This window comes from Pseudomonas sp. NFX224 (assembly GCF_048565165.1).
In the GTDB taxonomy this organism is placed as follows: Bacteria; Pseudomonadota; Gammaproteobacteria; order Pseudomonadales; family Pseudomonadaceae; genus Aquipseudomonas.
In genome coordinates this window covers 3,398,996-3,411,669 of the sequence record NZ_CP183416.1, presented here as the reverse complement: position 1 = coordinate 3,411,669, position 12,674 = coordinate 3,398,996, and the positions used below count along the sequence as shown (strand labels likewise).

Here is a 12,674-nt window from a genome sequence, read left to right as displayed (position 1 = left end):
AGGAATCAATAATGCTCGGACTCAATGACGCTGCCATTTTTGTGATTCAAACCCTGGGCAGCCTGTACCTGCTGATCGTGCTGTTGCGCTTCATCCTGCAATTGGTGCGGGCCAACTTCTATAACCCGCTCTGCCAGTTCGCCGTGAAAGCCACTCAACCGTTGCTCAAGCCACTGCGCCGGGTTATCCCGAGCATGTTCGGCCTGGACATGTCTTCGCTGGTCCTGGCCCTGCTCGTGCAAATGGCGCTGTTCGCGGTGATCCTGCTGCTCAGCGGCTACGGGGTCGACGTGTTGTTCCTGGTGCCTTGGGCGTTGATCGGCATCTTTGCGCTGTTTTTGAAGATCCTGTTCTGGGCGATGATCATCAGTGTGATCCTGTCCTGGGTCGCGCCGGGAAGCCACAACCCGGGCGCCGAACTGGTCCAGCAGATCACTGAGCCGGTGCTCGCGCCGTTCCGCCGGATCATTCCGAACCTGGGCGGCCTCGATATCTCGCCGATCTTCGCGTTCATTGCCCTGCAATTGCTGCAAAGCTGGCTGATCCCGCGCCTGGCGTACTACGCGCTGATGCCGAAGGAATTGTTCGGGCTGATCTGATTCTGCTGCGACATTCTGATTGACCGCATCATCGTTCTTCGCGGGCAAGCCACGCTCCCACAATGGAATGCGTACCCCTGTGGGAGCGAGGCTTGCCTGCGATGGCCGCACCGCGGCCTGACAGGAAAAAATCAGGCCCGGCCTTTGCTTGCCGCTAACCCCAGCGGTCATTAGACTTACGCCTCATTTCAACGAGAGCAGGGTCGATGCCAGCTGCCTTCCCCCCCGATTCTGTTGGTCTGGTGACGCCGCAATTGGCGCACTTCAGCGAACCCCTGGCATTGGCCTGCGGTCGTTCGCTACCAGCCTATGACCTGATTTACGAAACCTACGGCACGCTGAACGCCACGGCGAGCAACGCCGTGCTGATCTGCCACGCCTTGTCCGGTCACCACCACGCCGCCGGTTATCACAGCCCCGACGACCGCAAACCCGGTTGGTGGGACAGCTGCATCGGCCCCGGCAAGCCCATCGACACCAGCAAGTTCTTCGTGGTCAGCCTGAACAACCTCGGCGGCTGCAACGGCTCTACCGGCCCGAGCAGCATCAACCCGGAGACCGGCAAGCCCTTCGGCGCCGATTTTCCGGTGCTGACCGTGGAAGACTGGGTGCACAGCCAGGCGCGTCTGGCCGATCGCCTCGGCATCACCCAATTTGCAGCCGTGATCGGCGGCAGCCTCGGCGGCATGCAGGCGATGCAATGGAGCATCACCTACCCTGACCGCATCCGTCACTGCCTGGCCATTGCTTCGGCGCCCAAGCTGTCCGCGCAGAACATCGCCTTCAACGAAGTGGCGCGTCAGGCGATCCTCACCGACCCCGAGTTCCACGGCGGCTCGTTCCAGGAACAAGGCGTGATCCCCAAGCGCGGGCTGATGCTGGCGCGGATGGTCGGGCACATCACCTACCTGTCCGACGACTCCATGGGCGAGAAATTCGGCCGCGGCCTGAAGAGTGAGAAGCTCAACTACGACTTCCACAGCGTCGAGTTCCAGGTCGAAAGCTATCTGCGCTATCAGGGTGAAGAGTTCTCGGGGCGTTTCGACGCCAACACCTACCTGCTGATGACCAAGGCCCTGGACTACTTCGACCCGGCGGCCGGTTTCGACGATAACCTGGCGAAAACCTTCGCCGGCGCCACCGCCAAATTCTGCGTGATGTCGTTCACCACCGACTGGCGCTTCTCGCCTGCCCGTTCGCGGGAACTGGTGGACGCGCTGATGGCCGCGCGCAAGGACGTCTGCTACCTGGAGATCGACGCGCCGCAAGGCCACGACGCCTTCCTGATTCCGATCCCGCGCTACTTGCAGGCGTTCGGCAATTACATGAACCGCATTACGTTGTGAGAAAGCCATGAGAGCTGATCTGGAAATCATCCAGGAATGGATCCCCGCCGGCAGCCGCGTGCTCGACCTCGGCTGCGGCGACGGCGAACTGCTGACCTGGCTGCGCGACAACAAGCAAGTCACCGGCTACGGCCTGGAAAACGACGCGGACAACATCGCCGAGTGCGTGGCCAAAGGTATCAACGTCATCGAACAGGACCTGGACAAGGGCCTGGGCAACTTTGCCAGCAACAGTTTTGATGTCGTGGTCATGACCCAGGCGCTGCAAGCGGTGCACTACCCGGACAGGATCCTCGAGGAAATGCTGCGGGTCGGCCGCCAGTGCATCATCACGTTCCCGAATTTCGGTCACTGGCGCTGCCGCTGGTACTTGGCGAGCAAGGGCCGCATGCCGGTTTCCGAATTCCTGCCTTACACTTGGTACAACACGCCGAACATTCACTTCTGCACCTTCGCGGACTTTGAAGCGTTGTGTCGCGAACGTGAAGCCAAGGTCATTGATCGGCTGGCCGTGGATCAACAGCATCGACACGGGTGGGCCAGCAAGCTTTGGCCTAATCTGTTAGGTGAGATCGGCATTTACCGCGTCAGCAGCCCGGGGCTTACAGACCACAAGGTCGCGGTCTGATTCACCCCATTGCGAGGAGAATGATCATGGGTCGTCTAGCGCTGTTTCTACTCACCGCCTGCCTGAGCGTCACGGCCATGGCCGCCGATGCGATCAAAGGTGATCGTCAGGAAAAATTTGGCGACGTGACGGTGCACTACAACACCTTCAACTCCACGTTCCTGACACCGGACATCGCCAAAGCCGCGGAGCTCAACCGCAGCAAGAACCAGGGCGTGATCAACATCTCGGTGCTCAAGGATGGCAAACCGCTGACGGCGCAGGTCACTGGCACGGTGAAAGACCTGACCAGCCAAAGCGTACCGCTGGAATTCAAACAGATTACCGAGCAGGGCGCGATCTACTACATTGCCCAATACCCGGTCCCGCAGCAGGAAACCCGCACCTTCGACATCAAGGTGCAGACCGGTGACAAAATCAACACCATCAACTTCAACCAAGAGCTCTTCCCCGGCGAATGATCAACTTCACGCAACTCGTATTGGCCAGCCATAACGCCGGCAAACTCAAGGAACTCCAGGCCATGCTCGGCGACTCGGTGCAACTGCGCTCGATCGGCGAGTTCAGCAGCATCGAGCCTGAAGAAACCGGTCTGTCGTTCGTTGAGAACGCCATCCTCAAAGCCCGCAATGCCGCGCGCATCTCCGGCCTGCCGGCGTTGGCTGACGATTCCGGGCTGGCGGTGGACTTCCTTGGCGGCGCACCGGGCATCTACTCCGCCCGTTATGCCGATGGCAAAGGCGATGCGGCGAACAACGCCAAGCTGCTCGATGCGTTGAAGGACGTGCCGGAAGCCGAGCGCGGCGCGCAGTTCGTGTGTGTGCTGGCGCTGGTGCGTCACGCTGACGATCCGCTGCCGATCCTCTGCGAAGGCTTGTGGCACGGGCGCATTCTGACCCAGGCCAGCGGCGAACACGGTTTTGGCTACGACCCGCTGTTCTGGGTGCCGGAGCGCGACTGCTCCAGCGCCGAGCTCAGCCCGAGCGACAAAAACCAGATCAGCCACCGCGCCCGTGCAATGGATCTGCTGCGCCAGCGTCTGGGCTTGAAATGACCCGTGAATCATCCGCGTCGCCGCTGATCTTCGGCGGCGACGCACCGTCGCCTCGGGCGGCCCTGCCCGTGCTGCCGCCCTTGGCGCTGTACATCCACATTCCGTGGTGTGTACGCAAATGCCCTTATTGCGATTTCAACTCCCACACCGCCAGCCCCGTGCTGCCGGAAGAAGAGTATGTCGACGCATTGCTGGCCGACCTCGATCAAGACTTACACGCGGTCTATGGCCGTGAGCTGAGTTCGATTTTCTTTGGTGGCGGTACGCCGAGCCTGTTCAGCGCTGAATCGCTGGGGCGCCTGCTCAAGGGCGTGGCACAGCGCATTCCATTTTCCAGCGACATCGAAATCACCCTGGAAGCCAACCCGGGGACGTTCGAGCAGGACAAATTCGTGGCGTACCGCAAACTGGGGATCAATCGCCTGTCGATCGGCATCCAGAGCTTTCAGCAGGAAAAACTTGAGGCTCTGGGTCGCATCCACAACGGCGACGAAGCGGTGCGAGCCGCCGGCATGGCGCGTCAGGCCGGGTTCGATAACTTCAACCTGGACTTGATGCATGGCTTGCCGAATCAGTCCCTGGACGATGCCCTGGCAGACCTGCGCACCGCCATTGCCCTGAAACCCACGCACCTGTCGTGGTATCAGCTGACCCTGGAGCCGAACACCGTGTTCTGGAACCAGCCGCCGACGCTGCCGGAAGACGACACGCTGTGGGACATTCAGGAGGCCGGGCAAGCGCTGCTGGCTGAACACGGTTACGCACAATACGAAGTCTCGGCCTATGCCCTGCCCGGTCGCCCGGCGCGCCACAACCTCAACTACTGGAGTTTTGGCGACTTCATCGGCATCGGTGCCGGCGCCCATGGCAAGCTCAGCCACCCGGACGGGCGCATCATCCGCACCTGGAAGACCCGCTTGCCGAAGGATTACCTGAATCCGGCAAAACGCTTTCAGGCGGGCGAGAAAGCGCTGACCAATGATGAGATGCCGTTCGAGTTCCTGATGAACGCGCTGCGTCTGACTGAAGGCGTCGAATCGCGGCTGTACCCGGAACGCACCGCCATGACCCTGGAAAGCCTTGCCGAAGGGCGCCGTGAAGCCGAACAAAGCGGCCTGTTGCAGGTCGAACCGTCACGCCTGGTAGCCACCGAGCGCGGACAACTCTTCCTCAACGACTTGCTGCAGAAGTTTCTGACATAAGGAAATCGAATGGATTTGGTACTCGACCTGCTTGCCACCGTGTCTCGCTGGAGCCGCAGCAACCTCTCGGAAATCGCCCTGGCCCTGGTGGGCTGCCTGCTGGTGCTGTTCGGTGCGGATTTCAAAGGCTGGGTCGAGCAACGCTTGGGCAGCATCGCCGGCGCCTTGCGCGTACCGCTGATGGCCCTGCTGTGCATGATCGGCAGCGGCGCGGCACTGATCTACGCAACGCCGTGGATCGTTCGGGGCTTGAGCCAGTTCAACAACTACAGCCTGGCGCCGGTGTTGTTGGTGGTACTGGTGTTGATCGGCGTGGTTGCTGACCGCCGCTGATTTTTTGCCGAATACAAAACAACTGTAGGAATGAGCCTGCTCGAGATAACGTTCTGACAGTCAACTCAGATGTTGAATGTCATGGCCTCATCGCGAACAGGCTTGCGCCTACAGTTTTTACAGCGTTACGGCTCAGGACAGTTTTTCGAACTTCAAATCCCAAACCCCATGCCCAAGACGTTCGCCGCGGCGTTCGAACTTGGTGATCGGGCGCTCGGCCGGGCGCGGTACGCATTTGCCGTCTTCGGCGAGGTTGCGATAACCCGGCGCGACGTTCATCACTTCCAGCATGTACTCGGCATACGGTTCCCAGTCGGTGGCCATGTGCAGAATGCCGCCGACCTTCAACTTGCTGCGTACCAGCTCAGCGAACGACGCCTGAACGATACGGCGCTTGTGGTGGCGGCTCTTGTGCCACGGGTCCGGGAAAAACAGCATCAGGCGGTCGAGGCTGTTGTCAGCCACGCAACGATTGAGCACTTCGATCGCATCGCAATCGTAGACTCGCAGGTTGGTCAGCCCTTGGGTCAGTACGCCATTGAGCAGTGCGCCGACACCCGGACGGTGCACTTCCACGCCGATGAAATCCTGATCCGGCGAAGCGGCGGCCATTTCCAGCAGGGAGTGGCCCATGCCGAAACCGATTTCCAGCGAGCGTGGTGCCGAGCGACCGAACACCTGGTCGAAGTCCATCGGCGCGTCGGCCAGCGGCAGTACGAACAGCGGAGTGCCCTGCTCCAGGCCCTTTTGCTGGCCTTCGGTCATGCGCCCGGCGCGCATCACGAAACTCTTGATGCGGCGGTGTTGGCGCTCGTCGCCTTCTTCCGTCTGGATAGGCGTGTCGTTCGATTCAGTCATCAATGGCTCTTACTTGATCAGACCATCCAGCGGCGAAGAGGCGCTGGCATAGAGTTTTTTCGGCATGCGGCCGGCGAGGTAGGCCAGGCGACCGGCAACGATGGCGTGTTTCATGGCTTCAGCCATCATGACCGGTTGTTGGGCATGGGCGATGGCCGAGTTCATCAGCACCGCGTCGCAGCCCAGCTCCATGGCAATGGTAGCGTCGGAAGCGGTACCGACACCGGCATCCACCAACACGGGAATCTTGGCTTCTTCGAGGATGATCTGCAGGTTATACGGATTGCAGATGCCCAGACCGGAGCCGATCAGACCGGCCAGCGGCATGACCGCGATGCAGCCGATTTCCGCCAATTGACGGGCGATGATCGGGTCATCGCTGGTGTAGACCATCACGTCGAAACCTTCCTTGACCAGCGTTTCGGCGGCCTTGAGGGTTTCGATCACGTTGGGGAACAGGGTTTTCTGGTCGGCCAGCACTTCCAGCTTCACCAGGTTGTGGCCATCGAGCAGTTCTCGGGCCAGGCGGCAGGTGCGCACGGCCTCGATAGCGTCGTAGCAACCGGCGGTGTTCGGCAGGAAGGTGTAGCGATCCGGCGACAGCACTTCGAGCAGGTTCGGCTCGCCCTCGATCTGGCCAAGGTTGGTGCGGCGCACGGCGAAAGTGACGATCTCGGCACCCGAGGCTTCGATGGCCGTGCGGGTTTCTTCCATGTCACGGTACTTGCCGGTACCGACCAGCAAACGCGACTGGTAAGTACGACCGGCCAGGACGAAAGGCTTGTCGCTACGAACGATGCTCATGGGAAATCCTCTGTAGGGGTGAGGTACTTGCAGAATTCTGTGGCCATACGGCCGAGGCGGCTAGCCGCCGCCGATGGCGTGCACGACTTCGACGTTGTCGCCGTCGTTCAACGTGGTATCTGCATGCTGACTGCGCGGGACGATATCCAGATTGAGTTCGACCGCCACCCGGCGTCCGGTCAGGTCTAGACGGGTGATCAGGGCCGCAACGGTTTCACCGTCGGGCAGTTCAAAGGATTCGCCGTTCAACTGAATGCGCATGCCGGATGCCGCCATCATTTTTAGGGGCTGGCATTCTAGCCCGATCAGTCAGGCCGACCCAAGCCATTCGTCATGAAATGGACTGCACGGTCAGCTCAACCGCCAGGCGGCTAGCCCGAGGCAGAACCAACCCACCAGAAACGCCAGGCCGCCGAACGGCGTGATGATGCCGAGCTTGCTGACACCGGTCAGCGTCAACACGTACAGGCTGCCGGAAAATAACAGGATGCCGATGGCAAACGATGCGCCAGCCCAAGTGACAAGGCGACCGGGAATCTGCGTGGCCAGCACTGCGACGCCCAGCAACGCCAGGGTATGCACTAACTGATAGGTCACGCCGGTATGGAAAATCGCCAGGTACTCGGCGCTCAGGCGGTTTTTCAGGCCATGGGCGGCAAAGGCGCCAAGGCCGACACCGGTGAAGCCGAAAAAAGCGGCCAGCATCAGAAAGCCACGCAGCATGAAGAACTCCAGTCAGACTCGATCAACAGGGTCTGTATAATGGCCCGCTCCACGGGTTCGGCCAAGCCATCTCTATGCTGCGTATCTATTTCCGTCGTTTTACCAAGGCCGTGCTCTGGTTCATGGGCGGCAGCGTCTTGTTGGTGCTGATTTTTCGCGTGGTGCCGCCACCGGGAACGGCGTTGATGGTCGAGCGCAAGATCGAGTCCTGGATCGACGGCGAGCCCATCGATCTGCAACGCACGTGGAAGCCGTGGGATGAAATTTCTGACGACCTGAAAGTGGCGGTGATTGCCGGCGAAGACCAGAAATTCCCTGAGCACTGGGGCTTCGACGTCAATGCGATCAAGGCTGCCCTGGCCCACAACGAACTGGGCGGTTCGATTCGCGGCGCCAGCACCCTTAGCCAGCAAGTCTCGAAAAACCTGTTCCTGTGGTCCGGCCGCAGCTGGCTGCGCAAAGGTCTGGAAGCTTGGTTTACCGGGCTGATCGAAGTGTTCTGGCCCAAGCAACGGATTCTTGAGGTCTACCTCAACAGTGTCGAATGGGATGACGGCGTGTTTGGTGCCGAAGCGGCGGCCAGGCATCACTTTGGGGTGAGCGCCAAAGGTCTCAGTCGCCAGCAATCGAGCTTGTTGGCGGCCGTTCTACCCAACCCGCGGGTGTGGAGCGCCAGCCATCCGACCCCGTACGTGGCGCGGCGTGCGGGCTGGATCCGGCGGCAGATGAGTCAGTTGGGTGGCGATAGTTATCTGGTGGGGCTGAACGATTCGCGTCGGGCGCCTTGGTCCCAATGATTGAAAAATCAAAAGCCACAAACAAAAACGCCCCGATCAATGATCGGGGCGTTTTTTATTGCCTGCTCGCCGGTTATGCGGCGATCGACAACTTGAGCTTGTTCATCGCGCTCTTTTCAAGCTGACGAATACGCTCGGCCGAGACGTTGTACTTCTGCGCCAGGTCGTGCAGCGTGGCTTTTTCTTCTGCCAACCAGCGCTGGTAAAGGATGTCACGGCTGCGGTCGTCCAACACTTCCAGCGCTTCATGCAGGTTGTGGTTGGAGTTGTCACTCCAGTCAGCATCTTCCAGTTGACGGGCCGGGTCGTACCGGTGGTCTTCCAGATAGTTGGCCGGCGATTGGAAAGCGCTGTCGTCGTCGGCTTCGGCAGCCGGGTCGAAGGCCATGTCATGGCCGGTCAGGCGACTCTCCATCTCGCGCACTTCCCGAGGCTCTACGCCGAGGCTTTCCGCCACACGATGGACTTCCTCGTTGTTCAACCAGGCCAGACGTTTTTTCTGGCTGCGCAGGTTGAAGAACAGCTTGCGCTGGGCCTTGGTGGTCGCGACTTTCACGATGCGCCAGTTGCGCAGGATGAACTCGTGAATCTCAGCCTTGATCCAGTGCACGGCAAAGGACACCAGGCGCACGCCCATTTCCGGGTTGAAGCGCTTCACGGCCTTCATCAGGCCGACGTTACCTTCCTGGATCAGGTCAGCCTGAGCCAGACCGTAGCCGGAATAGCTACGGGCGATATGTACGACAAAACGCAGGTGGGCGAGCACCATCTGCCGAGCCGCCTCAAGATCCTGCTCATAATAGAGACTCTCGGCCAGTTCACGCTCCTGCTCCGGCGTCAGCAATGGAATGCTGTTGACGGTGTGCACATAGGCTTCCAGGTTTGCACCCGGAACCAACGCGTACGCAGGTTGCAAAGAATTGGTCATACGAAAAAACCTCCGACTTACAGACTCGTGCCAGTGGCACTGCGAAAATTGACCGGAAACCGAAAGACAAGTTCCCTTAAAAACCGTAAGGTCAATCACGCGCAAAAAATAGACTCTACTTCGGCGCCAGCTCCCTGAGATGGCGTGCGACTGCAATCCATGCACCGATATAACCCAACAGCACCGCGCCAAGCAAGAGAGATAGACCATCGGCTACCGGTACGCCGGCCAGTGCGAAATCACTGCCATACAAACCGGCCAGCCCGACGACCGCGTCGTTCAGCCAGTCAAGGCCGAACGCCAGTACGCCCCAGGAAAGGATCCCCGCACCGAAACCATACAGCGCGCCCATATACAGAAAGGGCCTGCGCACATAGCTGTCAGTGCCGCCCACGAGTTTAATCACTTCTATCTCTGTGCGGCGGTTTTCAATATGAAGACGAATGGTATTGCCTATCACCAAAAGTAATGCAGAAACCAGAAGCACGGTCAGACCGAAGACAAAACGGTCACCCAGCTTGAGGATGGCTGCCAGACGCTCGACCCAGACTAGATCAAGTTGTGCCTGTTGTACCTTGGGCAGTTCGGAAAGTTTTTGTCTTAATGCTTCAAGGGCTGGCTTGTCGACTTCGGTCGGTGTCACCAGGATCACGCCAGGCAGCGGGTTTTCCGGCAGTTCCTTGAGCGCCTCACCCAGGCCGGACTGCTGCTGGAACTCTTCCAGCGCCTGATCCCGCCCGACATATTCAGCATCCGCCACGCCAGGCATGCCCTTGATCTGCTCGCGCAGGGACTCACCTTCAGCCGGGCTGGCTTCAATTTGCAGGTACAGGGAAATCTGCGCCGCCCGCTGCCAGGAACCGCCCAGACGCTCGACGTTACTTAGCAGAAGTGACAGCCCCATGGGCAAACTCAGGGCCACCGCCATCACCATGCAGGTGAAAAAACTGCCAATCGGCTGTTTACCCAGGCGCCGCAGACTATCCAGCAGGCTGGCGCGGTGGCTTTCGACCCAGGCACGGAACAGCGTGGCAAAGTCCGGGCCGTCATCGTCGTCGTGTTTTTTCTTCTTCGGTTGTGGATCGGCGGCTTTCGGGGCCACGCGTTCGGAAACCTTCGGACTGCGTGTCGCGCTCATTCTGCAGCCTCCCCGTCACCGATCAATCGACCGCGTTGCAGGGTCAGCATGCGATGGCGCATACGCGCAATCAGCGCCAAGTCGTGACTCGCGATCAGTACGCTGGTGCCCAAGCGGTTGATGTCTTCAAACACGCCCATGATTTCTGCCGCCAGACGCGGGTCGAGGTTACCGGTCGGTTCGTCCGCCAGCAGCAAGGCCGGGCGGTGAACGATCGCACGGGCAATGCCGACGCGCTGTTGCTGACCGGTGGACAGGTCGCCGGGGTACAAATCGGTCTTGTCCGACAGCGCCACGCGCTCCAGGGCCGAATCCACGCGTTTGGCGATTTCGGCCTTGGACAGGCCAAGAATCTGCAACGGCAGCGCAACGTTGTTGAAGACGGTGCGATCGAACAGCAACTGGTGATTCTGGAACACCACGCCGATTTGCCGGCGCAGGAATGGAATCTGCGCGTTGCTGATGGTGCTCAGGTCTTGTCCGGCGAGCAGCAATTTGCCGCTGGTCGGGCGCTCCATGGCCAGCAACAGGCGCAACAGCGTGGATTTACCCGCACCGGAATGGCCAGTCACAAACAGAAACTCACCCCGGCGGACTCGAAAGCTCAGCTCATGCAAGCCGACGTGACCGTTCGGGTAGCGTTTACCGACCTGTTCGAAACGAATCATGAACGCTCCCGCTCGGCAAACAGTGCCTGGACAAAGGGTTCAGCTTCAAAAGTACGCAAATCGTCGATGCCTTCGCCGACACCGATGTAACGGATCGGCAAGCCAAACTGCTTGGCCAGGGCGAAGATCACCCCGCCCTTGGCGGTGCCGTCGAGTTTGGTCAGCGCCAGGCCAGTCAGCTCGACGGTCTGGTTGAATTGCTTGGCCTGGTTGATGGCGTTCTGGCCGGTGCCGGCATCGAGCACCAGCAGCACTTCGTGCGGCGCGTCGGCGTCGAGCTTGCCGATCACCCGGCGAACCTTTTTCAGTTCTTCCATCAGGTTGTCTTTGGTGTGCAGACGACCGGCGGTGTCGGCGATCAGCACGTCGATGCCACGGGCCTTGGCGGCCTGCACGGCGTCGAAGATCACCGAAGCGGAGTCGGCGCCAGTGTGCTGGGCGATCACCGGGATCTTGTTGCGCTCACCCCAGACCTGCAATTGCTCAACGGCGGCGGCGCGGAAGGTGTCGCCGGCGGCGAGCATGACTTTCTTGCCTTCCAGTTGCAGCTTCTTCGCCAGTTTGCCGATGGTGGTGGTCTTGCCGGCACCGTTGACGCCGACCACCAGAATCACGAACGGCTTGTTCTGCGAGGCGATTTTCAGCGGTTGCTCGACTGGCTTGAGCATCGCTGCCAGCTCGGCTTGCAGGGATTTGTACAGCGCATCGGCATCGGCCAGTTCTTTGCGCGCGACTTTTTGGGTCAGGCGTTGAATGATCACCGAAGTGGCCTCGACGCCTACGTCAGCGGTCAACAGGCGGGTTTCGAGGTCATCGAGCAACTCGTCATCAATGGCTTTCTTGCCCAGGAACAGGCTGGCCATGCCTTCGCCGATGCTAGCACTGGTTTTGGACAGGCCTTGCTTGAGACGGGCGAAGAAACCGGCCTTGGACTCTTCGGTGCGTGCAGGCTCGACCAGGGTTTCGACTGGCGCGACGCCAACAGGATCGATGACAGGTGCAGGTGCAGGTGCTTGAACAACCGGTTCCGGCGGCGCAACGAATGCCGGGGCGACAGGTTCAGGGGCAGGTTCAACGACAGGCTCGAGAACCGGCTCAACCACCGGAACCTGAACCGGCTCAGGAGCAAATGCCGTCGGCGCTGGAATCGGCGGCGTCACATGCGGCGCCAGCTCATTTTCGACCAATGCCACCGGCTCTTCCGCCACTGGCAAGGTCAGCCACGGCTCGGCCGTCGGAGTCAGCGGCAATTCGGCCGCGACATCGTTTACAGGCTCGACGACCGGTTGCAGCACCGGTTCGGCGATCGGCAACACCACCGGCGCAGGTTCTGCTTCTATTACCGGCGCGGTTGCTGGCTCAGGAAGTGGCTGTGGCTGTTCGACGACGGTTTCCTGCGGTTTCTTGCGCAGCCATCCGAACAGGCTTTTCTTCTCGCCAGCCGCAGCTGGGGTCTTCTTGTCGTCGTTGGAACCAAACATGGAGGACGGCTATCTCACGGTAGCGACGCGCCAATGGCGCCCCGGCAAATAAATATTCGATGCAGAACAGACTGCGATTGACCCAGCTTGTTCACGCGCAACATTTTGTCGAGGT

16 protein-coding genes are annotated in these 12,674 nt (G+C 60.2%); 8 read left to right on the top strand and 8 right to left on the bottom strand.

The genetic code is table 11. The features are described 5' to 3' along the window. The first annotated feature begins 11 nt into the window (after positions 1-11). The 7 genes from ACNYC6_RS15415 (at position 12) to ACNYC6_RS15385 (ending at position 5,162) form a co-directional block, all read left to right on the top strand. A complete protein-coding gene (locus ACNYC6_RS15415) occupies positions 12-599 on the top strand; it encodes a YggT family protein (protein ID WP_419708150.1) in 588 nt (195 codons plus the stop codon). Between the two features lie 206 nt (positions 600-805). Then, positions 806-1,945 carry a homoserine O-succinyltransferase MetX gene (gene metX / locus ACNYC6_RS15410; RefSeq protein ID WP_419708149.1) on the top strand — a complete coding sequence of 380 codons (1,140 nt, stop codon included), beginning with the start codon at positions 806-808 and terminating at the stop codon, positions 1,943-1,945. Positions 1,946-1,952: 7 nt separating this feature from the next. Further along, positions 1,953-2,573 carry a methionine biosynthesis protein MetW gene (gene metW, locus ACNYC6_RS15405; protein ID WP_150718507.1) on the top strand — a complete coding sequence of 207 codons (621 nt, stop codon included), beginning with the start codon at positions 1,953-1,955 and terminating at the stop codon, positions 2,571-2,573. A gap of 26 nt (positions 2,574-2,599) precedes the next feature. After that, entirely contained in the window at positions 2,600-3,034 is a 435-nt protein-coding gene (locus tag ACNYC6_RS15400; RefSeq protein WP_338583686.1) for a DUF4426 domain-containing protein, read from the top strand. Next, on the top strand, positions 3,031-3,627 hold the full coding sequence (rdgB, locus tag ACNYC6_RS15395) for an RdgB/HAM1 family non-canonical purine NTP pyrophosphatase (RefSeq protein ID WP_419708148.1): 597 nt from the start codon (positions 3,031-3,033) through the stop codon (positions 3,625-3,627). The genes ACNYC6_RS15400 and rdgB overlap by 4 nt, the downstream gene beginning before the upstream one ends. Beyond that, on the top strand, positions 3,624-4,829 hold the full coding sequence (gene hemW, locus ACNYC6_RS15390) for a radical SAM family heme chaperone HemW (RefSeq protein WP_419708147.1): 1,206 nt from the start codon (positions 3,624-3,626) through the stop codon (positions 4,827-4,829). Before rdgB ends, hemW begins: the two co-directional genes overlap by 4 nt. A gap of 9 nt (positions 4,830-4,838) precedes the next feature. Next, complete coding sequence (locus tag ACNYC6_RS15385; protein ID WP_175387412.1) at positions 4,839-5,162, top strand: DUF3392 domain-containing protein; 324 nt, start codon at positions 4,839-4,841, stop codon at positions 5,160-5,162. 132 nt (positions 5,163-5,294) lie between these two features. Here the strand turns inward: ACNYC6_RS15385 and trmB are convergent, their stop codons facing one another. The 4 genes from trmB to ACNYC6_RS15365 all read right to left on the bottom strand — a co-directional run bounded on the left by trmB (position 5,295) and on the right by ACNYC6_RS15365 (position 7,547). Further along, positions 5,295-6,020 (bottom strand): tRNA (guanosine(46)-N7)-methyltransferase TrmB, encoded by a 726-nt coding sequence (gene trmB, locus ACNYC6_RS15380; protein WP_419708146.1) that lies wholly within the window; start codon positions 6,018-6,020, stop codon positions 5,295-5,297. A gap of 9 nt (positions 6,021-6,029) precedes the next feature. Then, positions 6,030-6,824 carry a thiazole synthase gene (locus tag ACNYC6_RS15375; protein ID WP_150701761.1) on the bottom strand — a complete coding sequence of 265 codons (795 nt, stop codon included), beginning with the start codon at positions 6,822-6,824 and terminating at the stop codon, positions 6,030-6,032. A 60-nt stretch (positions 6,825-6,884) separates the two neighbouring features. Further along, the gene (gene thiS, locus ACNYC6_RS15370; protein WP_160386128.1) at positions 6,885-7,085 is read right to left on the bottom strand and encodes a sulfur carrier protein ThiS; all 201 of its coding nucleotides are present in this window, start codon (positions 7,083-7,085) and stop codon (positions 6,885-6,887) included. 90 nt (positions 7,086-7,175) lie between these two features. Next, positions 7,176-7,547 carry a DUF423 domain-containing protein gene (locus tag ACNYC6_RS15365; protein WP_419708145.1) on the bottom strand — a complete coding sequence of 124 codons (372 nt, stop codon included), beginning with the start codon at positions 7,545-7,547 and terminating at the stop codon, positions 7,176-7,178. Between the two features lie 74 nt (positions 7,548-7,621). Between ACNYC6_RS15365 and mtgA the strand changes: the two genes are divergently transcribed. Beyond that, positions 7,622-8,344, top strand: coding sequence for a monofunctional biosynthetic peptidoglycan transglycosylase (gene mtgA / locus ACNYC6_RS15360; RefSeq protein ID WP_419708144.1), 723 nt, complete (start codon positions 7,622-7,624; stop codon positions 8,342-8,344). A gap of 73 nt (positions 8,345-8,417) precedes the next feature. Here the strand turns inward: mtgA and rpoH are convergent, their stop codons facing one another. The 4 genes from rpoH to ftsY all read right to left on the bottom strand — a co-directional run bounded on the left by rpoH (position 8,418) and on the right by ftsY (position 12,559). Then, positions 8,418-9,272, bottom strand: coding sequence for an RNA polymerase sigma factor RpoH (rpoH, locus tag ACNYC6_RS15355; RefSeq protein WP_047534555.1), 855 nt, complete (start codon positions 9,270-9,272; stop codon positions 8,418-8,420). A gap of 115 nt (positions 9,273-9,387) precedes the next feature. After that, complete coding sequence (gene ftsX, locus ACNYC6_RS15350; protein WP_419708143.1) at positions 9,388-10,410, bottom strand: permease-like cell division protein FtsX; 1,023 nt, start codon at positions 10,408-10,410, stop codon at positions 9,388-9,390. Beyond that, on the bottom strand, positions 10,407-11,078 hold the full coding sequence (gene ftsE, locus ACNYC6_RS15345) for a cell division ATP-binding protein FtsE (RefSeq protein WP_095057385.1): 672 nt from the start codon (positions 11,076-11,078) through the stop codon (positions 10,407-10,409). The genes ftsX and ftsE overlap by 4 nt, the downstream gene beginning before the upstream one ends. Next, positions 11,075-12,559 (bottom strand): signal recognition particle-docking protein FtsY, encoded by a 1,485-nt coding sequence (gene ftsY / locus ACNYC6_RS15340; RefSeq protein ID WP_419708142.1) that lies wholly within the window; start codon positions 12,557-12,559, stop codon positions 11,075-11,077. Before ftsY ends, ftsE begins: the two co-directional genes overlap by 4 nt. Positions 12,560-12,674: the final 115 nt, after the last annotated feature.